Source organism: Gemmatimonadota bacterium, from assembly GCA_026706345.1.
GTDB lineage: Bacteria > JAAXHH01 > JAAXHH01 > JAAXHH01 > JAAXHH01 > JAAXHH01.
Window position 1 is genome coordinate 139,879 of record JAPOYX010000198.1, and the last position, 24,527, is coordinate 164,405.

Annotated in this window: 16 protein-coding genes and 2 tRNA genes; 2 read left to right on the forward strand and 16 right to left on the reverse strand. The window is 57.1% G+C overall.

What is annotated here, in order from left to right; translation table 11 throughout:
* Positions 1 to 107: 107 nt before the first annotated feature.
* The 11 genes from OXG98_13770 to htpG form a co-directional block, all read right to left on the reverse strand.
* Positions 108 to 1,073, reverse strand: a complete 966-nt coding sequence (locus OXG98_13770; protein ID MCY3773071.1) for an esterase-like activity of phytase family protein — start codon at positions 1,071 to 1,073, stop codon at positions 108 to 110.
* A gap of 16 nt (positions 1,074 to 1,089) precedes the next feature.
* Positions 1,090 to 2,688: a peptide ABC transporter substrate-binding protein gene (locus OXG98_13775; GenBank protein MCY3773072.1), complete on the reverse strand. Its 1,599-nt coding sequence runs from the start codon at positions 2,686 to 2,688 to the stop codon at positions 1,090 to 1,092.
* A gap of 222 nt (positions 2,689 to 2,910) precedes the next feature.
* Complete coding sequence (locus OXG98_13780; GenBank protein MCY3773073.1) at positions 2,911 to 4,476, reverse strand: response regulator receiver domain; 1,566 nt, start codon at positions 4,474 to 4,476, stop codon at positions 2,911 to 2,913.
* A 9-nt stretch (positions 4,477 to 4,485) separates the two neighbouring features.
* Entirely contained in the window at positions 4,486 to 7,440 is a 2,955-nt protein-coding gene (locus OXG98_13785; protein MCY3773074.1) for an ATP-binding protein, read from the reverse strand.
* Complete coding sequence (locus tag OXG98_13790) at positions 7,440 to 8,501, reverse strand: DNA cytosine methyltransferase (GenBank protein MCY3773075.1); 1,062 nt, start codon at positions 8,499 to 8,501, stop codon at positions 7,440 to 7,442. Before OXG98_13790 ends, OXG98_13785 begins: the two co-directional genes overlap by 1 nt.
* Before the next feature lie 172 nt (positions 8,502 to 8,673).
* Positions 8,674 to 9,099, reverse strand: a complete 426-nt coding sequence (gene vsr / locus OXG98_13795) for a DNA mismatch endonuclease Vsr (protein MCY3773076.1) — start codon at positions 9,097 to 9,099, stop codon at positions 8,674 to 8,676.
* 204 nt (positions 9,100 to 9,303) lie between these two features.
* Positions 9,304 to 9,975, reverse strand: a complete 672-nt coding sequence (locus OXG98_13800; protein MCY3773077.1) for a hypothetical protein — start codon at positions 9,973 to 9,975, stop codon at positions 9,304 to 9,306.
* A 179-nt stretch (positions 9,976 to 10,154) separates the two neighbouring features.
* The gene (locus OXG98_13805) at positions 10,155 to 11,315 is read right to left on the reverse strand and encodes a restriction endonuclease subunit S (protein ID MCY3773078.1); all 1,161 of its coding nucleotides are present in this window, start codon (positions 11,313 to 11,315) and stop codon (positions 10,155 to 10,157) included.
* Positions 11,312 to 12,937: an N-6 DNA methylase gene (locus OXG98_13810; protein ID MCY3773079.1), complete on the reverse strand. Its 1,626-nt coding sequence runs from the start codon at positions 12,935 to 12,937 to the stop codon at positions 11,312 to 11,314. The genes OXG98_13805 and OXG98_13810 overlap by 4 nt, the downstream gene beginning before the upstream one ends.
* Positions 12,938 to 12,947: 10 nt before the next feature.
* Positions 12,948 to 15,089, reverse strand: coding sequence for a DEAD/DEAH box helicase family protein (locus tag OXG98_13815; protein ID MCY3773080.1), 2,142 nt, complete (start codon positions 15,087 to 15,089; stop codon positions 12,948 to 12,950).
* A gap of 163 nt (positions 15,090 to 15,252) precedes the next feature.
* Complete coding sequence (htpG, locus tag OXG98_13820; GenBank protein ID MCY3773081.1) at positions 15,253 to 17,181, reverse strand: molecular chaperone HtpG; 1,929 nt, start codon at positions 17,179 to 17,181, stop codon at positions 15,253 to 15,255.
* 349 nt (positions 17,182 to 17,530) lie between these two features.
* Between htpG and OXG98_13825 the strand changes: the two genes are divergently transcribed.
* On the forward strand, positions 17,531 to 18,394 hold the full coding sequence (locus OXG98_13825; GenBank protein MCY3773082.1) for a phytanoyl-CoA dioxygenase family protein: 864 nt from the start codon (positions 17,531 to 17,533) through the stop codon (positions 18,392 to 18,394).
* 38 nt (positions 18,395 to 18,432) lie between these two features.
* The gene (locus OXG98_13830; protein MCY3773083.1) at positions 18,433 to 19,593 is read left to right on the forward strand and encodes a Gfo/Idh/MocA family oxidoreductase; all 1,161 of its coding nucleotides are present in this window, start codon (positions 18,433 to 18,435) and stop codon (positions 19,591 to 19,593) included.
* 167 nt (positions 19,594 to 19,760) lie between these two features.
* Here OXG98_13830 and OXG98_13835 read toward each other — a convergent pair whose 3' ends face one another.
* The 5 genes from OXG98_13835 to OXG98_13855 form a co-directional block, all read right to left on the reverse strand.
* Complete coding sequence (locus OXG98_13835) at positions 19,761 to 20,858, reverse strand: hypothetical protein (protein MCY3773084.1); 1,098 nt, start codon at positions 20,856 to 20,858, stop codon at positions 19,761 to 19,763.
* Complete coding sequence (locus OXG98_13840; GenBank protein ID MCY3773085.1) at positions 20,851 to 22,026, reverse strand: quinone-dependent dihydroorotate dehydrogenase; 1,176 nt, start codon at positions 22,024 to 22,026, stop codon at positions 20,851 to 20,853. Before OXG98_13840 ends, OXG98_13835 begins: the two co-directional genes overlap by 8 nt.
* Before the next feature lie 493 nt (positions 22,027 to 22,519).
* Positions 22,520 to 23,569, reverse strand: a complete 1,050-nt coding sequence (locus OXG98_13845; GenBank protein ID MCY3773086.1) for a mandelate racemase/muconate lactonizing enzyme family protein — start codon at positions 23,567 to 23,569, stop codon at positions 22,520 to 22,522.
* Positions 23,570 to 23,671: 102 nt separating this feature from the next.
* Positions 23,672 to 23,745 (reverse strand) — tRNA-Val (locus OXG98_13850).
* A gap of 39 nt (positions 23,746 to 23,784) precedes the next feature.
* Positions 23,785 to 23,871, reverse strand: a tRNA-Leu gene (locus OXG98_13855).
* Between the last annotated feature and the right edge of the window lie 656 nt (positions 23,872 to 24,527).

Consider the following 24,527-nt stretch of genomic DNA (forward strand, 5'->3'; position numbering starts at 1 on the left):
GGCCATCCTTTATCCAGGCGAAGACAACCTGTGCTTCATTCGGACCGTTTCGCGACCTGTCGTGACACGGTCGGATCGCAAATGACCCGGCCGACAGACCGCCGATTTCATCCGGGCCGCTTCATGATCAGGAGCAAGGGTCTGTGATCGGTGGGATACATCCTGCGCGCGTCGTTGTTGTTGTCGAGGATGACATAGACCCGGTCGTGGTCCATGGCGAGCCCTTCCGCCGTTTTCGCGCCGAACTGCTCGTGCTGATAGAGGTACTCCGGGTCGTTGACGATATGGGCGAAGGACCAGATCGTGGACGGCGCGTCGATATCCAGGTACCGGATGGTCCTCCGTATCGTCGCCGTGCTCCGCTGCAGGATGTATACGTTTTCGACCTCCCGGTGCAGACCCGTGTAACTGTCCGCCGATCCATGATTCGCGATCTCCACGATCCTTTGCACCGGGGCCATGTCGACTTCGATCAGGCCGCAGGGCTGCCGTTCGGCGGTGACCAGGAACCGGTCCCGGGCCATCAGCGTGATCCCCTCGAGATAACCGCCGCGCGTCTGGAAGAGCCCCGCCGAAGCACCCACTTTGCGGAGGCTCGTGGTGACCCAGGAGGCCTTCTTCCCATCCGCGTCGACCTTCAGAATAGCGAAGGCGCCCTCGCTGGCGAGGTAGAAGCTTCCGTCGTCATCGCGGGTGATACCCTCCAGGTCCAGCCTGAACACGCCGAAGGGTCTGGGTGCGTCGAACCGGACGTGGGGTACGAATACCACTGCATCCTCCCGTAGCTCGATTCGGAAGATGGTATCGTCGTGCTTGTCGGAAACGGTATACAGGGTATCGCTGTGGACGAAGAGTCCCGATGGTTGGTTGGATTCGGGACCTTCCACGGGGAGGACGCTGATCGCTTCCAGTTTAATCGGTTCGTTCTGCGCCAGAGAAGCTTCAGGAATCCAAAACAGGGCCGAAACGCATAGGGCGAGCGGCGCAATGAGAAAGCGATGGGCGGGCAATGCGAGCGGCGCGAGAAGGAGACGAAGCACGAGCGGCAGGCGAAGCGCGGCCGGGCCCCGCATACCCCCGGAAAGATCCCTACTCCCCATTGTCCACCTCGGCGATGTAAAGCTTGTGCCAGCGGAAGGAACCCACCGTGCCGTCGTCGTTTACGGCATAACCCTTCAGCCAGGGTTTCCGAAGCTGCAGGCCCATCTTGTGATAGAGGAAAGCGGCGGGATAGTCCGCCACCTGGACGGCCGAGGCTTCACGGTACAGACTTTCCCGGATCTCCGGATTCAGTTCGGCCGCGGCCGACTCCACGAGGCGGTCGAAGCCGGGATTGTGCCAGTCCTGCCGTCCGTGACCCCGGGGCTGGGAGTGCCAGATCATGTCCAGCATGTTGCGCGGGTCGAGGAAATCGGCGCCGAAAGCGATCAGGCCGAGGTTCATGTTCCACTTGTACAGGTGGTCCATGTAGGTATGCAGATCGGCCGTCCGGATGTCCACGTCGATACCGAGATGCTCTTTCAGCATGCTCTGTATCGCCACGCCGATCAGGCGGTCGGAGGGGGTTGGCGCCCTGAGCCACAGTTCCTGCCGCGGGAAACCCTGTCCCCCCGGATATCCGGCCTCGCGCATCAGTTGCCGCGCCCGTTCGGGATCGAATCCCTGCACGGCGGCGTGGGTGTCGCCTTCGAATTCCTTGAATCCGGGCGGGATCATGGAATAGGCCGGGACGGCCCCGCCCCGCAGGATGATGTTGCACAGGTTGTCGCGGTCCATCACCCGCGTGAAGGCTTCCCGGACGCGAATGTCGTTGAAAGGCGGCAACTGCGTCCTGAAGAAGAGATACCAGGTGTTCAGCCCGTGAAACCGCACGAGATCCTTCTTCAGGCCGGGATCCCGTTCGATGCGGGCCAAGTCGTTCACATCGACGTTCTCCATGTCGACCTCGTCGCTTTCATAGGGAAGAATGGTCGCCGCGGCCGCGTTGCGGAAGGGGTGTATGACCTTCTCCAGGAAGGGCTTGTGGGGGCCGTTGTAATAGGGATTCGGAACAAGCGTCATGTGGCTGCCGTTGACCCACTCCGTGACCATGAAGCCGGAATTCGTGATGATGTTCTGCGGTTCGGTCCACTTGCGGCCGTATTTGTCCACGAGCCGCTTCGGCACCGGCATGGCGTCACCGAAGGAAACGATATGGGGCAGGTAGGGCGCCCGCTTTTCCGTCTCGATGACCAGGGTCGAATCGTCCACGGCCCGGATGCCGAGGGACGTGAGATCCTTGTTCTCCCCCTTGACGATCGCTTCGGCGTTCTTGATGTCGTAATAGAAGAAGGCGTAGATGTTGGTGGATTCGGGATCGAGCATCCGGCGGTAGGAATACACGAAGTCGTGGGCTGTCAGCGGCGACCCGTCGCTCCAGCGCATCCCGGACCTGAGGTTGAAGGTCCAGATTATCCCGTCATCCGAGCCCCAGCTGTGCGCGGCGCCCGGGATTGGGTTCCAGTGCTCGTCCTTGAACAGCAGGGCCTCGAAGGGCAGGATCGTCTGCTCGGTGTCGTAGGGCTCGATACTGGGGTCCAGGCTCTTCGGCTCGGGACTCATGGACCGCAGCACCTGGCGGGAGGCGTCCACGGCGTCGTCGGGCAGCGTCACGCCGATCGAGTTTACGCGGCCGCCTTCCGTGGGCACTTCAGCATCCTGTTCCCCGCCGCGTTCGCCTTCGCCGCAGGAGATCAGCAAGAGGATCGATATCAGAAGAATATATAAGCGCATGGTGGATGATGATTTGACGCTTCTGTCTGGTTCTAAATAACCGGGAATGAGGATTGCTAACTTCCCAATGCAAACCAAAGAACTATTCATAGGTTCCGAAGACTGTCTACACAACCGAATGAGTAAGTCTTGAACCTATTAACCTTTCCTCGCCGTTCTTCTTAACCACTCGGACTCATCAACCGCTGGGCGACTCAGTTTGGTCGCAAAACTCTGTGCTATGCGTTGAGCGTATTCAGCCTTTAGCTCTCCACGCCACGTATATCGCTTGTCGCTGGTATCTAAAAACTCGAATCCGCGATCGGTCTGCCTCCTAGTCGCAGTTACCGGACTCGGATTATTGCACTCCGATGGGTTGAATTGCAGAACAACCCAACCGGATGAATCAAATTCAATCCCCATTCGCTTAAACTCCTGATCGAGTTTGATAACGAGCTGCTCCTTATCCTTCGTCGGTTCAACCAGCGGAAGAAACAGGAACGAAGTCTCCTCCTCCAGCCTTACACAGTCACATCGTGGTCTCATGCAAATCAGGTGATGTTCATCTCCATCCACCTCCGCCGTAACGATAGACCCAAGCCACAACTTCGGTGGAGGAGCATTGAACACAGTCCGAAAGCTCATTATCCAAGCCAACCGCTCGTCAAGATCAATGACATTTCCGCCAGCAAAGCCACCGGAAAGATCCCCAAATGCCTTCTCCTTCAACACGCTCGTATTCTGCAAACCTTTCGTTGCCAATTTAATCGTCTTTCCCAGATCGATTTCTTTATTACCGAACCGAAATTCTTCACCATTGCGACGAATCCAGTGCTCCACCGCTTCCGTGCCAGCAGGGGACTCCTCGGCAACAGTATTGTCCATTAGACCGCGAAGTTCCTCGGCAACATGGTTCACGATCTGGCGTTCTGCATCTTCAGGATCGGAAAGACAGGTCCTGTGTGCCAGAAAAGCCGGATCCAAATCCGCACTGAATCGATCCAACACCTTATGCTCACCCTCACGAACTGCAGTTAGTGATGTAAGTGCTATGGTTGGAAGTAGTCCCTCTGTCATTGCCGCGAAATCATCAATTAGTAGTTCTGGAAGTTTTTCCTCCGCGACGCACCGGTCTTTCAACTGTGTTGCCAGATTGACTGCAGATTTCGCGTAAATGACTATACGACCGTGTCGATATGAAATCACCATACTACTTTCGTCCTCACAAGGATCAAGTCTCGCTTCCCTTAGTCTTGCGACGATTTGAGCGCGAATGTCCTCCAACCGGGACTCACCCGTATAAATGGCCACGAGTCGAAGGGAGTTTCTTTGATCTGCTTCCCCTGTCAGCAATTTGCAAAGCAAGCTTAGTGCATATTGAGGATCGTCATCCTGTAGTCGCCAATCCAGAACTACGATATCTGCCTGTCTCATCGCACTCATCTTGGATTGCGTAGGGCCAACAACACCGCAGATCACACCTAGCTTTGAAAACGAATCCATTATAGACGCAGCGTTCAGCGAGTGATCCCGACTTCTGGTTACCAGGATTGGATCTTCCTGACTATCGACCGTAATACCCCGACCCGGATCCTCTACCTCGGCCTCGGGTCCAATGTCTTCGTCCGAGTCCATGTATGCCTTGTCATCCACTACTACAGCTGTACGAAGAAAACGCTGGACGAACCTGCGGCTACGACAACCGAGTTCTTCCTCAGATCCCATCCTTTTCTCCTATTCTTTCTCCACCGGCACGATTCCAAAAGTCGCGCCTTCGTCTCCTTCTATCAATTGTAGATCGAACCCTACTCGGCGCAATGTTTCACGGCCGATGTGTAGCCCCATACCACGACCACCTGGCTTTCTGCTGAAACCGTATTCGAAGATTGCCTCCCGGTCACGTACATTGACTCCAGGTCCGTTATCCGCGACGATCAGTGATCCGTCGCGTTCGTCGAGTTCGATGCGTCGTTCTTGTTGGGGATTCTGCTGTGATAACCAGAAGATCGCGTTGTCAACCAAGTTCACAAACACGGGGTAGAAACTCGACGGAAAACCAACAACCCTAGCGTTCGCGAAAGTCTTCGTCGCTACTAACGTTACATTATGACGCCCCATACGGGCTCGGAACAACTCCTCTAGAAAGTCTCGCACCTCAGAACCACGGATTTCCACTTCCTTACGGTAGAGACGCCGCTGCAACGGCGTGAACAGTGTCAAGTAGCCGTCAAGATGGTCGAAACTTGCTCGGATGCTCTCATACAACTTCGCCAACCCTTCATTTGCATCCGCCCAAGCTCTCAGCTTTCTAAGTCCATGCCGCACTGACCTTATGGTACCGGCAAACTCGTGGTTTATTATCTCGATAGCCATTCCCAACTGCGCCAACTGAGCATCGGCTTCCGCCTCCTCCTCCAATAAAAGATTGCGTTGTTCGATGGCCATCAACTGGTCGGCTACCGTACTCTCTCCCGTGACATCTATGGACTGTAGTTGCTCCAGTATCGAGCGTAACAATTCGCTTTGCTCTTCTGCGGTTTTTTGGATTCTTTTCTCCAGTTCATCTCTGGTTTCGACAAAAACCTCATCGGGCATATCCGCTACGTCGACCCGTTGAAATTCACTCAGTACTGCCCGTAATTCCATTTCAACAGCCTTGAGTGACTGCCCGGCCGCACCCCTTGCAGCCGAGGCGACGTTCTCTGCTTCCGTCCTCACTGCGCGACTTGATTCACCAGTAGCCTTGCGGGCTTCTTTCCCTAGGATCTCTAAAGCTTCTTCCGTTCTTTCACGGCGATCGAGTGCCAATTCCGCCTTCCTGGCTTCATCACCTATTAGATCCTCGATCAACTCTCGTGTTGGTCGAAACACATACTCTTGAAGTGAGGCGAACTCCGAGTTGTACACGTTCCAATCGCGAAGGATAGCTTTGCTCAAACCTATACGGGGACGTGATACTCGATACTTTGACTCCAACTCCCTGATATCCGCGTGCACTCGACGTTCGAGATTGAGAACCTCGCGAGCCGCCAGGTGACTATCCGCGATGTTGCATGCGGACCTCAATTCCTCCTCCACACCGACCGTCAATGCCTCCACTTCCTTTTGAGGCACATTGTTCGCAATTTTGTCAAAAAACTCGTCGAGACTCTTCTGAAATACCTTCTTTCTCGCTAAAACCTGTCTTTCGCGTCGCTTCCTCGCTTCGTCCTGTTTTTGAAGTTCATCTTTTCTCGTATCGAACGTTTCGGAATGCAGACCTTCGGATCTGAAAAAATCCGCTGCGACCTGTAGAAAAAAGTTCTGAAGTATTGACCGAAACTGACGATAAGCTTTGTTTTCCTGGAATCCTTCTCGTCCCGCTTTTTCCCTTAGGTCACTATTCCTGTCAGCGTCGATCTCCACCGCGCCGAACATCTTTCGATGTGAAAAGTAATAGTAATAAGCGCTCTTTGTTCGTCTGAACTCGATGTCCAACCAATCATAATCGGTATCACCGTATGGCAGGACTCGAATTCCATTTCGGTAAATATACAATCCACCCAATTCTTCAGTTTTCTTCGCCAAAACGGCGTGTTCCTCATTTGGGATTGTCGAATATCTGCTTTCCCCCTCGAATGCCGCAAAGTCGATCGAGAATTGGCCGCAGTTCGTACGTGCTCCTCGCCCACCGCTCCAAGGTATGACGTGATCTGCCGTCGTCTCGCCGTAGATCGAGATTTCTCCGATAAATTGCCCGAACTCGTCAAACGTTCCTCGGATGCGATGATCTGCATTCTGAAACTCCTCCGGGGTGAAGAACTCGTCCTCACCAATCAAATCATCGGCCACCTCGTCCGTCTTGTGATCGCGAAACGCAGTGTGTATCACACTGTGAGATTCAGGCGTCATGGTATTGCTGAATCCGAGCAACGCCTTTTTCAAAGGTGTCGCTTTCTTCAATGCGGCGGCCTTGGTCGTTGTCGGATCGCCGTCTATATCCTCCGCCAGTAATGTCGAGGTCGGTTTGATGATGAAATGCGTGCCAGACTTGTCACTTCGGAGGGACGGATCCCCGAGATAGGAGTCGATATCTTGTGGATCGACCTTGAATTGATCCAACTCGTCAACTAGCTTTTCCATCAGTGGACTCTCGACACGGAGACCAACCTTTTCAGCATTTTCACGGAACTCTACAACCATCTCGTCCACGTCATTCGCCGATGGCAGTGTGCCCGGAGAGAATGACCGAAGCGGGATTTCGATTTCGTCCAAGTCGATTCCGGGCCACTCGAATATGCCCCAATTCAGAAATGCCGCGGTGAGATCGGAAGCTTCGTCGTCAGTCTTCGGTCGAGTGAGCACCAGAAGTTGTGGCCCTATAGTCGCAATGGCAAGCCTCCCGATCCCCTTTTCACCGAGCATAGGACGAGGCTTCTTGTTGGGGTCACCTGGTGGGATTCCGGTGGGGTTGAGCTTGTACTCTGTGCCTATGGTTAACCATCTGGACACGAAGTCGTCGTAACTCATCCCAACCCCGTCGTCCCTCAAGACAAATAGGCCGTCCGAACGATAATAATCAATCTCGACACGATCGGCATATGCATCATGGGCGTTCTTAAACAACTCGCTGATTGCCGTTGGCATACCAGCAATCTGCTGTCTACCGAGCATGTCGAGTGTTCGAGCACGTGTCTTGAATTTCGGCATCAGGACAGCCTTCCTACATCCTTGAGATGCTCTATGAAATGTTTACCAATCAGCTTGGCCAAGTGGACCGGTACCGCATTTCCAATTTGCCTCGCCATCGACGCCATGCTTCCGTTGAACATGAAATCTTCTGGAAAAGTTTGCAGGCAAGCCGCTTCTCGTATACTGATCGCCCTATCCTGCTCAGGATGGCCAAAGCGACCATTAGAATAGCTGATACACCGAGTGGTCAGTCCTGATGCTGGAGAGTCCCAGGCCATTCGTCCATACACGTCGGAATATCCGGTAAAACCCTTGTGACATTCGAGCTTTAGGTACTCAGGCCAGTCTCGTTCGCCTCCACCTTCGGGTGTCGCTTTAATACGGTCGAGGTTTCGTTCCGAAAGTTTTGCCGCTTTGTGATTAAGCACCCCATTGTGTTCTTCGCCTGCGTGAATCGCCGGAAGATGTGATATCCAGTCCCGAACTGTGGTGTATCTAACGTTGGAGGTTCCTGGTCCATGTGTCTCGTCGGGTATACGAATAACCCCGTGCAGACTCGCTATGAGCAAAAGTCGTCGTCGGGTTTGCGGTATCCCGTACTTGGAAAGTCTAATGGGGCGACAATCAATTTCATATTCTGCCGCATCTAGCCGCTTTAAAAAGTCGCCAAAAGGCTGACTCTCGCTGTCCAACTTCTGCAATCCTGGAACATTCTCCACAAACACAAGATCCGGCTTACAACCTTCCACAAACCGGGCAAAGTGGGCCAACAGTGGAACACGTTCATCCTCGTCCAAACTCGGCCTCTTCGTCTTTTGTTTGCTAAAAGGCTGACACGGTGCACATCCGCTGAACAGCACCGGGCTCGGTCGTTCCGAATCTACTCGTTGGCGGACCAACTCAACGCTAACATCGCGGATATCTTCAGGCTCGAAGTGAACATCGGGAAAGTTGGCTTTGAAGCTCTTCCGAGCATTCGCGTCGTGATCTAGCGCGAACGAAATCCCCATGCCTGCGGCACGAAAGCCACAACTGGCTCCACCACAACCCGCGAAGAAATCATAAACCTGAACAGTCATCAGGCCACCTCGGAAGGTCACTATTACTTTCCGATGCCATGTGCCGAAACACAGGCTTCACACTGGACCGCTTTCATACCCCCGCTTCGGTATAGTGAGGAACCGTAGCGATACTACTATTGTTTCAGTCGAATTTAGGACGTATGAACTCGACAAGCAAGGAACTCGCCACTCAATGATGCTCTACATTGCACTTTGTGAGTTCCGCTAACCTGTGCTCCACTTCCTCTTCGTCCTTAGTCTCGCATTGCCAAATTACAAGAACTCGCCATCCGAGATTCCGTAAGGCCCCTTTCTGATTTGCATCGCGAACCACGTTGGCTGTGAATTTCTCGGTCCAGAAGTCGGTCCGGGATTTCGGGGTGGACGCGTAACGGCATCCTTCGTGCCGATGCCAAAAGCATCCATGCACGAACACGGCCAGCCGATGTTTCGGAAGCACCAGATCGGGACGTCCAGGAAGATCCTTGCGGTGCAGGCGGAAACGCAGGCCCATCCGATGAGCGATTCGACGGACGACCAGTTCGGGACCGGTGTCACGAGTACGAATCGCTGCCATCAATTCGCTACGCCGTTTGCGATCCATGATGTCGGTCATGGGTGATCTCTCATAAGATGGGACAAGAGAACGGCGCTGAACGCCGAGGAAGCTTGAAAACAAGTCTTTTGCGTGCTGCGACTGTATGGTTCAGTAAAACGAATCATATATACCGCGATTGCAGGCCATTCGCTTGGGTGATCTGTTGCACTTCATGTGCAAGCCGTTCAGGCGTAGCGACCGAGGCGGATGCCTCCAGAAAGCTCATGCTTCAGACTCATTAGCCGAGAGATCGCGGAAACGACGGCGCAGGTCCGCTATAGCGTTACGCATCAGTCTCTGATCCTCGTCGGACATGTGGAGAAACGCCCACTGGTCGTCAGCGATCTGATCGATGACGTCCAACATATCCAGAATGATCTCTTGGATTAATTGAATCTCGATACTCCAACCTTTAGGGCTGAAGTGTGTAAAGTCGTTGCGTAGGGCGTGCAGTCTTTTAAATGAATGCTTTTGTGCGTTTGTAATTTCGATGATTCGAACGCAACCAGATTCAGTGCGTGCCGATTCAGATCCGAGTCTCTCAAACAGTTTAGGGGCGCTTGCGACCTGGATGCTTGGCGGATAGTCCCGTGGATTACGAGGCCGACTGAAAGGCAGACTGAACTCATCGACATCATCGATGTAATCGATTTCCCCACGTCTGTCGCGCTCGTGCCATTCGATCCATTTGCTTGCACAGTCCCGGGACAGGGCTCCTAAGTTGGCCGTTCCAGATAGAAGACACACCATAGCCCCTTGAAGCGCACTGTGTAGAGATAGAATTACCCATTTCCAGGCGCCGGATGACCGCTCGGTTTCGGCGAGACACAGGAGGCAGTGCTGGAGGGATGCCAATACATCCTGCCTTTCATCTGTGCGTACATATTCACTCATACTGTATAGACGTCCGATCGGATTTAGGCCGTTATTCTCCAATTGATCCTTCGGTATACGGCGGGAATTCATCTCAGCCAAGCGGGTCTCAGCCATTCTTGCCAGAATGACATCGATCTTTTCATTCCTTGGCGTATACAAACTGCATAAGGTCTGCGCGTTCGAGTTTCATAACAGCCCTACAACAACCGAGATACAAGAGCCTCACCTAACGTCGACGCAGCCATTGAACTTGTGTATGTCATTTCTGCGGCGGCTTGGGCGGCATTCACCATCTCTGCAAAATGAAGCTGTTGATCGAACGGGGGGACTAATACCGAAATAGACTTGATACGGTGCAAGGCCAGCTTTCCTATCGTTACCCGTCCAGTCCGTATCAGGATTTGATCCTGTACGGATTCTGAGTTCAGCTGAGCACTCAAGAAAACGTTGTGTAGCGTGTTGCTCACAAGAGGTGTAAGGTAGGCTGCGTTCTCGGTAAGATTTGCGCCGGCTAAATGGCTTTCTGCTGGTGCAGTTATGCCGATTTTCCCAGCGATTGTAATGAGCGTATCGGTGGAGTGAATAATGTAACGAGAGATGCCGGTTTGTAGGTCTTTGCTGATATACCTTGGGTCGTCTGCGATAACTTTACCTGCTGTAATGTCCGCAGCTCTGATGTATCGGTGCGGAGTCTTTCTGTCGGAATAACGACTTCCCTTCGGCAATCGCTTTCCACCGCGTATCCGAACTAGATCCTCAAGCCGCCGTTTATCCCAGCCCATAGGGTTTTCGGAGGGGTCGCCGAACATCTTGACGAAGAGGGCTGGTATAAACTCGCGCAGTCGTTCCTGCGTGCGCTTTCTTAGCCGCTCAATCTTTGCCGCCCGATTTAAAATGCCAACGATCCTCCGCTGATGGTCAAGCGGTGGCTGAGGCACGGGTAATGACATCAGTGCCCTCATGTCGGTCCGAGGCATCCGCGACCCTGTCACCGATGACATGACAAAGTTGACTGTTTCTTTTCGTCGCAACAGATAGGCAACAAACTCACGGTCAACTCCATCTCGCGGGAGGAGTGGAACCAACTCGGTCGAACACCTGCCTGCAAAACCTGGAGTAGCGACCTTGTTGAGATATGGCCGAAGCTTCGCATAGAGGATGTGACGCTCGTCGAAGCGATACGAAGTGCTTCTTTGGCTTCCGATACGTGAATCGTTTTTAAAGTTGAAATCACCGCTTTCGGATTCGACATGTTCGACGCCCACATATGGGAGGGCAAAAACTGTCGGATTGTCAGGTTGAAGTCCTTGGCGATCCATCTCGCAAAGTTGGCCGAGTGGGACTATCGGCGTGCTCATTTTGTCACCGCCTTCCTCACGTCCTCGGTCAGCGAGTCTATTTCCCCAAGAATCTCCGTCTCGATGTCCCGAAGTTCATCTAGAATCTCCAACGGGTCGCGGTGCTCGACCAATGCGCGGTTACGAGGGCGGTGGCGGTTGGCGCTCAGATTGAAGTCGGCGGCTCGGATGGCGTCAGTTTCCGCAAACCACCATTTCTCCGTCCAGTCTGCCTCATAGTCCCGGTCTCGCCACGTGCGCCAGCACGCTTTCTGGTCATTGAACGCTTTAGTCAGACCAGGAAGGTCGTCATCGTCGATAGGCTGGTCGTGGTTCGCGTCGAGTTTAAAACCGTCGTTGTCGGCGTGTAGAAACATCACTCGTTCAGTCGCTCCTCCCTTGCGTAACACAAGCAACGAAGTCTTCACACCCGAATACGGACTGAACACGCCGCCGGGCAGTGACAGCACGGCTTCGACGGCGTTGTTCTCGATCATTCGGCGCCGCAGTTCTCTGTGCGCGTTTGTGGCACCAAACAACACGCCTTCGGGCACTACCACACCGCAGCGTCCACCATCTTTCAGGTGATAGAGCATGTATTGTAGGAATAGCAGTTCGGTCTGTGCCGTGCGACCCACCCTCACGTCCTCGACGATGCGGTCGCGGTCGAGTCGACCGGAAAACGGTGGATTCGCGAGGATGACATCAAAGCCGTGTGACGGAAGACCGAGTTCGATCTTCTCGGTGCGGTCGAGTGATCTCGTTAGTGCGTCGCGCCTCAAGATTCGCACCCGATCCAGACCACGGAGCGTCAGGTTCATCGTGGCTAGACGCACCATCTGCGGGTCCACATCGGCTCCGTAAAACGTCGCCTCCTGCAACTGGTGAACAGCGTCGCGGCTTAGCATATCTCCAAGACCGCGCCGAACTGTCTTTCCATCAAGATCCACTTCCTCAATGCCGTCCGGGGAGGAATTAGCAAGCCGGATATGATCCCAGGCACCGACCAAGAACCCCGCCGTGCCTGCTGCCGGATCGTAGACGGTCTCGCCGATGCGTGGATCGACCAATCGTATTAAGGCTCGGATGACATGGCGCGGCGTGCGGAACTGGCCGAGTTCGCCAGCCTGGCGGATCTGACGTAATACGTGCTCGAATAGATCGCCCTTGGTGTCCGCGTCTACACGATCGAGCCGGAGGTCGTTCAACTGACTTACTACCTGGGTCAGTACCGTCGGCTCGTCAATTATCAGTCGGGCACCGTCCATGAAGTCGGTGACTCCGTTCGCAGCAAGTTCCGCATGGAATGGAAAGACTTCCTCACGCACCCAATTCACCAACCGGTCGCCGTTTAGTACGTTCGCCCAAGACGACCATCGCAACGACTCACGCGGCACCGTGGACACTCCTGGCTCACGGCCGTTGCGCGGATCACGCAGGTTCCACTTTCCCTCGTAGCTGCTTGTGTAAGGTTCGGCTCCTGGTCGTTGCGCCGTGCGCACCCGCACTTCGTCTGCAGTCTCATACATGTAGAAGTAGATCAGAAAGCTGAGTTGCTCAGCATTCTGGGCCGGATTCGGATAGCCACCGCCAAATAGATAGTCGCGTATGCGATCTATACCGAGCCGGAGTTCTGGGGTCATGGGCATACTTTCAGCAATTCCCAGCGAGAAAGCCCTTGGACTTAGCGTCAGGCCGATCTCGCTTCAACACCGCAGCATTGAAGCCCGTGATAAGGCGCTCAAGCGACTTTTCGCCTCCGAATACACGTCGCGCTTGTTCGTACCCGCCGAGAGCGGAAAACGGATGTTCGTCTAGATCCCAGCCTCCAAAGGCGTCCATTGTCATGGCATCGGCCTTCGCCCGACTGCCGATGAGGCTCGCCCAGCGGGCTTGTTCTGCATTAAATTCCTCATGCCTTCCCCTCCACAACTCAAACCGCACGCCGATCTCTGCGGCACGCGCCTCGTGAGCCGGCGTCCGAATGATCTGGCCTGTCTCATCCAAAGTCAGCCACTCCCGGCTTTCCGGGTCGATGTGGTCGTCCACGTCAAGGGTGAGGAGTACGCGGTGGTCGCCGCTACGGCTTGAAGTTCGAGATTCACCCGCATACCCGCCCTCGTTGCTCGCGTCCTCGTCGTGGATATCGGTGACCCCTACGAAATCAAAAATTGTAAAGTCTGACTTCCCGATGTGCGGTGCCTTGCGTGTGCCTCGCCCCCGCATCTGTCGGTAGAGGATGGTGCTGCGCGTAAACCGCGCCATAACCAGATTCACGACTTCCAGACAATCGAATCCCGTATCCAACATATTGACACTGACGAGTATTTTCGGGAATTCCTCCTCCTTGAAGCGTTTGATAATGGAACTCGTGTCGGGCGCCGGACCGCCGCCTATGTCACTAACTACAAAGTCGGCGTAGCGCGTGGTTGGGTGGGGTTTCATGTCTGCAAAACACTCGTCGAACATCTCCGCCAGTGTCTCGGCGTGGCGGCGAGTAACGGCGAACACGATGGTCTTACCCCAAGCAGGTCGGCGTCGTATGCCGTCGTGGCCAACAAAACCCTTTTCAAGCACGTCGCGAAACTCTCGCACCATGGCGCGATTACGTTCAGGAATGGTAAACTTTCGTTCCAGCACACGCGGATCAACAACGATCTCATCCGCAGTCGCGAAAAGCTCTTCGAACTCCGATCTTGTCTGCTCGTCCATCGCGCTCCAGTCGATCTCGTCGCGGCGTACATCAAACCCGTCCTCCGCCGCGGTCTTCACCGTCATCGCACGATAGACACGATAGGGCACGAGATGGTTCTCCCGAATAGCTCGTTGCAATGTGTAGCGGTAGGTAGGTTTGGAAACCTCGAAGAAACGTAGCGTGTCGCGTACGAACAGTCCGTCCTCGAGGTCGGGAAACGCTTCTGCGTCTGCCGTGCAAGGCGTAGCCGTTAAGCCGAGTTGGATGCCGTCGAAATGCCGCAATACACCGCTCCACCTGCCGTAGATTGAACGGTGGCATTCGTCGGTGATGACGAGATCGAAGTATCCCGGTGAAAGGGTCCTGTATTCTGCAATGATGGTCTGCAAGGTCCCGATAGTGATTAGTTTCGCACGATCGAAACCCCGACCCGGTCGCAGCACGTGGCAGGGATATTCCCGCAAATGATCGGTGAAGACGTCCTCGGCCTGCCGGGCCAGTGCGATACGGTCGACCAGGAACAGGACGCGCGTAGCAATACCCGCCTCGAAAAGCCGCTTGATGAAGGCCGCCGCCGTGCGGGTCTTGCCGGTTCCTGTCGCCATCTCCACCAACAGTTTGCGACGGCCCCGCGAGAATTCTTCCGACAGCGCTCCAATACACTCGATCTGGTATTCGCGGTCTACGATTTTCCGGTCGATTTCCACCGTCGCCAGATCAAGGCGAATCCCGCGAGCGGCGATCCTTCGCTCAAGGTCGTCCTGAGCGAAAAACCCCGAGATCCTGCGGGCGTGGGCGTCCGTGTCCCGATCTAGGAAACGCACTTCCTCGCCGTTCGACAGAAACACGTACGGCACGCCTAGTTGTTCTGCGTAGTGACGCCCCTGATCCTGTGCCGCTACTGGATCTACACGTGCCCTTTTGGCTTCCAACGCCGCCATAGGCCGACCCCGCCGATCGCAAAGCACGTAGTCTGCCTGCGAACCGTCTGGCAACGTGTATTCGAACAGGACACTTGAACCATCGGTCAGGTTCCAGCCCGCATCGTTAAGCAGGGCGTCGATCTTGACGCGTGCGAAGGCTTCGGTCGTGCCACTCATGGCACTTTCCAGGCCTTGACCGTTTTAACAATGGCACTGGAGTACTTGTAAGTATAAAGTTTCAAAACCGCTGGACCGCGGTAACTCCTTTCTTCAGAACCAAATCGAAGGCAATGATCGCCTCTAACCAACGGCCATAACCATGAGGCGATCTGACAAAGCCCTAAATCCGGATCAGTTCCTTGACGAGCAGGTCGTTGATCCGGCTCGCGAAGCCCACGGGATCGTCGAGCTTGGACCCCTCGGCCACCACGGCCTGCTCGTACAGCAGGCGGCCGATGGATTCGACGCGCGCGTCTTCGCCGTCGCTGTCGTGGAGCTTCTGCAGGCCCTGGACCACGGGATGTCCGGCGTTGAGTTCCAGGATGCGCTTGGAGGCCTGGCCGCCGCCCTCGCCCATGCGCTGCATGAGCCGTTCCATGTGGGCGCTCATGGCACCCTCGTCGGCCACCAGGCAGGAGGCGCTGTCCTTGAGGCGCGTGGACAGCCGGATATCCTGCACCTCCGGGATCTTGCCCTTCAGGGTTTCGATCAGCGCCTGGAAAGTCTTCTCGTCGTCCTCCGCCCTGGCCTTGTCGGATTCGTCCGCCGTGATGTCGCCCTTGTCGGCCGCCTTGTACTTCTTCTCGCGGTACTCGGTCACCGACGACATGACGAACTCGTCGATGGGGTCCGTCATGAAGAGGACGTTCCAGCCACGGTCCCGGAAGACCTCCAGGTACGGCGTTCGTTCGAGCATGCCGCGGTGCTCGCCGATCAGGTAGTAGATCTCCTCCTGGTCCGGCGGCATCTGGTCGACGTATTCATCCATGGAAATGAACTTCCCGGCCTCGGTGTTCATGGATTCGTACACGGCGAGGGAGGTCAGGGTGTCGCGGTTCTCGAAGTCCTGCGCCATCCCCTCCTTGAGGATCAGTCCCAGTTCCCTGTAGAAATCCACATACTTGTCGAACTCGTCCTTCTTCATCTCCTCCAGTACGGTGAAGATCCGCTTGACGATGTTCTTCCGGATGCGGTCGAGTATGGGATTCTGCTGCAGGATCTCGCGGGAGACGTTGAGGGGCAGGTCGGCGCAGTCCACCACGCCCTTGATGAAGCGCAGGTAGGGCGGCAACAGCTCCTCGCAGTTTTCCATGATCTGAACCCGCTGCACGTACAGCCTCGGTCCGACCTTGGGGTCGCCGAACATCATGTCGAAGGGCCGCTTCGCCGGGATGAAGAGCAGCACCTTGAACTCCGTCAGCCCCTCGGCCGTGTAGTGGATCACCCTGGCCGGATCGCCGTAATCGTGGGAGATCTGGCGGTAGAAGGCGTTGTACTCGTCTGCTTCTATCTCGTCCTTCGATCGCAGCCAGAGGGCCTTCATGGAATTGAGCGTCTCTTCCCGGACCACCGCCTCCGTCTTGTCGTCCTCCCCCTCTACGGGTTCGTGCCGTTCCACGTCCATGACGACCGGATACTCGATGAAATCGGAGAACTCCTTGACCACCTGCCGGAGCCGCCATTCCTCCAGGAACTCCTTCTCTTCCTCCTTGAGATGGAGCGTGACGTCGGTCCCGTGCGCCTCCTTCTCCACGGTCTTGATGGTGTATTCGCCCTCTCCCGCGGAGACCCAACGGACGCCTTGGTCCTCCGGGTCGCCGGCCAGACGAGAAACCACCGTTACCCGGTCCGCCACCATGAAGGCGGAGTAAAATCCAACGCCGAACTGGCCGATCAACTCGGGGCGGCTGGCTTCGTCCGCCTGCTGCAGGGTCTCGAGGAACGCCCTGGTGCCGGACTTCGCAATCGTTCCCAACTGGTCGATGATGGTTTCGCGAGACATCCCCGTGCCGTTGTCGGAAACCGTCAGCGTGTTCTTGTCCTTGTCGACGATCAGCTTGATCTTCCACTCGGTGTCGCCGTCCACCAGGTCGCTGTTGTTGATGGAATTGAAGCGGATCTTGTTGATCGCGTCGCTGGCGTTGCTGATCAACTCGCGGAGGAAGATCTCCTTGTTGGAGTAAAGCGAATGGGTGATCAGGTGAAGGATCTGCCGCAACTCGCTCTTGAATTCCAAGGTTTCGGTGGATGCGGTGGGGGCTTCGGACATCGTCTGGCCTTTCCTCCTGGGCAGGGGAGCGGGCTGCTCCCGGTGTGACATGCTGTCCCGGGCCGTGATTTGCGCCCGGATACAGTGCGTTTGGTATGTCTATCCCATGTGAAACTTGTTGCCTTTTGCCGGTCTGTCGCTCGCTCGCGCCGGGCCGGACAGCATGCGTATTATAGGGATTTCAGCCAGTTTTGTCAACATGGGGCTTCCTTCAAAAAAGGCTTTGGCAGCGGGATAGACGGAGGTAGATTGTTAACCCGACCATACACGATTCAAAGGAGTCCAAAAATGCGTCGACAGCACGTAGTGTTCCTGTGCATCGTATGCGGACGAAACGGGAGGCGCCGGGATGCTGACCAGTGAACAGGTAGCCGAATTCCATCGCAACGGGTTCCTCAACGGCGGCCGCGTCCTGGACGACGACGGGATCCGGGAACTGCGCGACGAACTGCAACGAGTGCTCGATACTGGTCCGGAAGGCTTTCCCGATGATGGACCGAGGCCGGTGCTGTTTCACAACATGGTCCGCGAAAGGGAACCGGAGCGCTGCGTCTGGCAGATCGTGAACATCTGGGAAGTGTCCGGCGCCTACCAACGTCTGATTCACCATCCCTTCATCGTTGAAGCCATCAGCCGGCTCACGGAGGCGGACGAACTGATGGTCTGGCACGACCAGATCCAGTACAAGCCGCCGGGCTACGGCGGCGTCACAAGCTGGCACCAAGACGCGCCGCTGTGGCCCATCATACGACCCATGACGCCGGTATCCGCCTGGGTCGCACTGGACGACGCGACGGTCGAAAACGGGTGCATGTGGATGACGCCGGGCAGCCACCGGTGGGGCAACCAGATCGAGTTCCTGCGGACGCAGGCCCACCTGAAGCAGACCGAGGACTTCGGGCGGATCGAGGGCTTCACGCCGCCCGCCGGCGCAGAGACGACAACCGCGAAACCCCGGCCCTGGCCGGTGAAGGCCGGAGAGGTGTCGTTCCACCACTCGCTGACGTGGCACGGTTCGCCCTTCAACCGGTCCGGGCTGCCGAGGCGCGCGATCGCCATGCACTACATGACCGGCGAGTCCCGCTTCGTCGCCTCCGGCCAGCACGTCATGAAAGCCTTCGTCGACCTGCCGGACGGGGCGCCTATGAACCAGGCGGGCGAACACTTCCCCTTCGTAATGAGAAACGGCAAGCCGGCCGCCCTCGCCGGGTAAACGCATCCGGGCGGGCGGGGCGCCGGAAGGAGCGATCCATGGACGCCGTTCGCATCGGCATCATCGGTACGGGAAACATGGGCAGCCACCATATCGAGTACCTGTCCGGGAACGAGATCCCGGGCGCGGTGCTGAAGGCTGTCTGCGACGTGAAGCCGGATCAGTTGGCGCGCGCGAAGTCGCTCGCCGGCGATGGTGTCGAGACTTTCGCGGACGCAGACGAACTATTGGAGTCAGCGGCGATCGACGCAGTGATCATCGCTACCCCCCACTACGACCATCCGCCGCTGGCGATCAAGGCCTTTGCCCGGGGGCTTCACGTCCTCTGCGAGAAACCGGCCGGTGTATACACGCGCCAGGTGCGGGAAATGAACGCGGCGGGCGAAAAGAGCGGGCTGGTGTTCGGTCTCATGTTCAACCAGCGGACCCTCGGCGAACACCAGAAACTCAAAGAACTCGTGGCGTCCGGCGAACTGGGCGAACTCCGCCGCACCAACTACATCATCACGAACTGGTTCCGCGCGCAGAGCTACTACGACTCGGGCGGCTGGCGCGCCACGTGGTCCGGCGAAGGCGGCGGCGTGCTCGCCAACCAATGTCCCCACAACCTCGATCTCTGGCAGTGGATCTGCGGCATGCCCGTGCGCATCCGGGCGTTCTGCGGCTTCGGCAAGTACCACGATATCGAGGTGGAGGACGACGTGACGGCCTATGCCGAATACGAGAACGGCGCCACGGGCGTATTCATCACGACCACGGGCGAATCCCCGGGGACCAACCGCATGGAAATCACGGGGGACAACGGCAAGGTGGTCATGGAAGAGGGCAGGATCACCTTCTGGCGCAACAGGACCCCGGCGGACGTCTTCAACCGCGAATGGAAGGGCGGTTTCGGAAGTCCGGAGACCTGGAAGTGCGCAATTACCTTCAAGGCCGGGGGCGAAGAGCACCGGGGCATCACCAGGGACTGGATACGTGCGATCCTGGAGGGCACGCCGCTCATTGCACCGGGCGTGGAAGGCATCCGGGGCGTCGAGCTCGCCAACGCCATGCTGCTGTCCGCCTGGCTCGACGACTGGGTCGAAATACCGGTGGACGAAGCGCTCTACTACGAAAAACTTCAGGAACGGATCCAAGCATCCACGGTGCGCAAGGAGGATACCGGCGGCGCGACGCTGAGCGTCGAAGGCACGTTTTAGCGCCCGAAGGCGCGTTTTAGAACGCTTTGAAGTCGGCAGGCGGGCCGTCAATCTCAGGACCGACGGTTACAGCAGCGGCACTTAGCGCCGCGCCGGCTACAACAGCGCCGCGCAGTCCCAGTTGCTTGTAGCGGCCTTACAGGTTGCTTTAGCGCTCCTGCCGCCTCTTACAGAAGCGTCGCGCAGTCCCAGTCGCGGTACGCGTCGACCAGGCATTGCATCTTCAGCCGCCAGTAGTCCCGCGTACTCCCGTTCTGCTGATCCCAGACGGGAAGTTCGACCCGCCAGATAAGCTGCAGGCGGTAATCCCCGCAGAGATCATCCCACGAATAATTTTTAACACCGCGCTTCACCAGCGACTCGTAGTATCGCGTCAAGCATCGTGTTTCCCGGTCGTTTTCCTGTCTCTGTTCACGCGTCCAGAACGTCGCGATCAGGTATACCAGATCTTCCGCGCCCAGGCAGACGCACACCTCCTCCATATCCGACAGGTAGGTGCCATGAACCTCCGGGTCGTCGGGACAGAGGAACTGGGTGAAGTAACAATCCGAGTGACACGCCGTGAACTGTGAGAAGCAGTCGAATCTGTGTTTCAGATACCGATCCCACAGCGTGGGCAGCGCTTCTATCCGCCTTTCGTACAACTTGATCAGTTCGCGTGGCAGTTCGCCACCCGCCGTCTTTCTGAACCGCCTCCATTCCTCGGTCTGGCAACGCACCTCCGTCATATACCGTTCCTCATCCCTGAACGGCGGCGGGATCCTCACGGGGCCGTCCCTCAGAGCCGAATGCTCCCACCAGTAAGCATGGAGCCCGGCCAGGGCATCCACGCAACCGGCCAGTTCCTCTTCCTCCGGCACGCCGTCTCCAGCCAGGATGCGCTCGCGAGAGACGGGGGCATGGTGCGTCCCGGAGACGTCGAGCATCAGGCAATGCGAAACACCCGTTTCCTTGTCGTACGCGCCGTCTATAAGCGGAATCAACATGGACGGCGGCGGCTTCTGCCCCGTTACGAGGCGATAGAACGCGACTTCATCCCGCCCCCAGTGATTCTGCTTGATCTTGATGAACAAGCGCTCCGGAACATCCGCCGGTGCATCCTCGGAATACACCGGTTCCAAGTGCGCCGCGACCGAATTGAATGCGGGATTGGGATGGAACTTAACGTCCAGGATCCGTCCCTGTCCCAGCAGGCCATTTCGGCGGAATATGGAGGTCAGCAGTTCGGGGGTGACCGAATCCAGCGACGAGATAACGTCAGGCATCGACGGCTCTCTGCGGATTTCGCGGATTACGCGGGTTTCGCGGATGCGGATTGTCCACGCCCACGGCATCGGAAATCCGGCTCAGGCCATCCCGCGCCAGCAGGCGGCACAGACCCCGGTTGATGCGCTTTACCAGACCCGGACCATGATAAATCAGCGATGTGTACAATTGTACAATAGTAGCGCCCAGGCGGATCTTCTCGTAGACGTCCTCGGCGTTGAATATGCCGCCCGTACCCACGATCACGTGGCGGCTGTGATCCATCCGCGGATACCAGGCCCGGATTGACGCGTCGATCAGACCCCGGACAGGCCGTCCGCAGAGCGTCCCGGGCATGGCGTCGAGCAGGCGTTGCGGGGACTTCAGACCGGCATAGGGTTTTCCCGTCGGCAGCCCGAAAACGATCCCTTTTACGAAGGGGAATGGATCCATGGCCGCGAGCGTCCCTTCAATGGCGCCGGGATCGGTCGTAGGCACCACCTTGAGGAACGTGGGCGGCATGGCGTCGTACCGGGCGTATCCAGCGAGCAACGACCGCAAGGTGCCCGGATCGTCGAAGGGACTCCGACCAGACGCGGTATTGGGGCAGTTCAGATTGAGCGTCACGTAATCGGCGAGGCCGAGGAAGGGTTGCACCGCCGCGACCAGTTCTTCCACCACCTTGTCCGTGGCCGCCGGCCTCCCGGTGTTCGTTTCGACCAGGTTGATGCCGAGGGGGACGGGCAGCCTGGACGGTCCGGGCGGTCCGGGCGGTCCGGCGGATGCGAACCGCCGGGCCACCGCTTCCGCGCCGTCGTTGGGCACCCCGTAGTTGACCACGATCGCCTCGTCCTCCGGCACCCGGAACAGTCTCGGGCGTCCGGGATTGCCGGCCGACGGATACGCCGAGACCGAGCCGACCTCCACGAATCCGAATCCGGCCGCCGCGAGTCCCTCTATGGCGACCCCGTTCTTGTCGAACCCGGCGGCCAGACCGACCGGATTGGGGAAGACGAGTCCTCCCGCTTCCATCCTGAGCCGCGGGTCATCCGAGGCGAACAGGCTCCGGAGCAGACCGCGAACGGGCGGAATGCGTCCCGCCGCGCCGACCGCGGACAGCGTGGCGCGATGAATCCACTCGGGATCCACGCTGAAGAATACGGGGCGAAGGAGGCGGTAGAGCGACATGGTACTGGCTTTTTAAATAAGATCCCGGACTCCCATTTCATTCCTTCACGATTACAGCGGCACGGCATGCGGCGCAAGCACAAAAAAAACCGGGCGCCTCGCACAGGGCAAGGCACCCGGCTTGCGTCTGGAGGAATGTCAACTGATCAGATCAGTCGTCACACCTCCGTTGTTTAGATATCATACTTCCTCCTTTCTTTTGCGCCGCCGTGCTGCAGTACGGGACGCGGTCCATGCCGATGCATCAACATGCCGGACATGATCCGGCGTCAAATCCCCGCGACAGCCGGGGATTAAATCCGCAAGTCCTATTGTCTCATCAAGATACGGAAATCCGAAAGGCCTCCTGAGATTCCACGGGAGCGGATGCAGTTTTACGGGTTCGCCACCCAATTTCGGCACACAGGCCATCTACATATACGTGGGCTATCTACACGTACGCCGGTTTCAATGCCGCGTGGCGCCGCGTGCCGGTCTCAATGCCGCGTCCAAGTCAAACGTACTCCGGTTTCAGCGCGACCCCGAAGCCGGGACGGTCAGGCGGTACGATCACGCCGCCGGATACCACGGGCTCGTCCGGCAGGATCATGTCCTCCGGGTCGTTCCACCGGTCGGGATGGGTCTCCGCGAGATCCATACAGTCGGTTGCGACGACCAGGTGCAGCCCCCAGATCTCGCCGCCCCGGTGAGGGCATACGGGCACGTCATGTGCTCTTGCCAGTTCCAGGATGCGCAGGCCCGCGGTAATGCCTCCGCACCAGGTGATATCGGGCTGCCACAGATCCAGGGCCCCGGCGCGGGCAATGGCGCCGAAGGCGTGGTGCGAGAAGTCGTGCTCGCCGCCGGCCAGGAGCACGGGCGCCAGCCGCGGCCGGAGTTCGGCCAGCTCGTCAAGATGATCGGGAGTCATGAGATCCTCGAACCAGTAGGGTTCGTATTCTCCCAGAAGTTCGCGCATCCGCAGGGCGACTTCGGCGTCCCAGGACATGTAGCAGTCGAACATGAGCAGCGCATCCCGGCCGAACATCCCGCGACACCGGGCCGCCAGCGCCGCGGCCGTGTCGTAGTCGGCGTCTTCCCGCCACTGGTGGGAGCACTTTACGGCGGTGTATCCCAGGTCGCGGACCCGGGCCGGATCGCCCCCCGTCGCGTAGGCGCGCACCGTTTCCTTCCTCAACCCCCCGATCAGTTCATACACCGGCTTGTCTTCGGCCTTGCCCAGCAGGTCCCACAGGGCCAGGTCGATACCGCTCAGGGCCATGATCACGATCCCGTTGCGGCCGTAAGGCAGGGATTTGAAATAGAGATGGTCCCAGATATCGCGGATATCGTCCACATGGCCGATCCGCCTGCCGACCAGGGCGTCGCGCAGGTGTCCGTTGACGATCAGCTTGCCCGGTTCCCCGCCGCCGCCGCATCCGTACCCCACCAAGCCGGCATCCGTCTCGACCCGGACCACGATCTGCCAGTAGTATTCCTGCCAGGCGCCCGTCCCTTTCTTTCTCCATTCCGGATAGACGGCCCTGATGTCCGTGATTTTCATGTCAGATCGGAAAGCCAGGCGTGTTGCGCGTGAGCGAAACGAAGGCAGAACCGGACTCTACCCGAGGCAGGGGATGCGTGGGTGCGGTGTGGTATGATTGAATGGGCGCTAGTGGGATCGAACCACTGACCTCCACGATGTCAACGTGGCACTCTAACCATCTGAGCTAAGCGCCCTGCATTTCGCGCATTCCAAAGTGTGCTCGCGACCCCGAATGCCGAGGGCCGGACTCGAACCGGCACGGACTATTGAGGTCCGGGAGATTTTAAGTCTCCTGTGTCTACCAATTCCACCACCCCGGCATACCCGTCCCGATATCTCCCAACACAACGGCAACATGGTATGGTGAGCACCCCGGCAAGTCAAGGGAAATTGGTTCACGCCCAGCCTGCTCGAGGGCCGGATGCAACCAGTTGCAATCCGTTGGTTTTTTTATTTCCTCTTAAGTAATTGCACCCACTCAATATCGCCTGTTACGAGAAACTCATCGGCTCCTATCTTCGTAATGGTCCCATCATCACGTATCCAATGAGCATCCTGAAGAGACAGGCTGTGTTTTGTTTCACGGCTACTCATTCTTTTAGGCCATCCCACCAGTTTTTCTCCACTACCTAGTTTGACCAGAACCCAATGGTGAGGTAGTCGGAACGCTCCATCCCATGGCTGAGCGTCGTGGGATTGTCGAGTCAGTCCGATCTTTCTGAGTATCCTCATCCAGTCTTTGTTTATCGCAAGCGACCAGTACTACTGAAATAACCACGGATATTCCAGATAGTGCCACTATACTCCACATATCCACTGCAGGGAACATCGTCAGGCTCTCGCCGGATGTAGCCGGCTTTACGGCGATCTGAAGACCAGATAAGAAACCAGATTCGGCAAGAATTGAATAGACGACATATACTACAAAGCTCAATGCCAAGGCTTGGGCAGTTAGTCGAAGCGGGGCTTTTTCTCT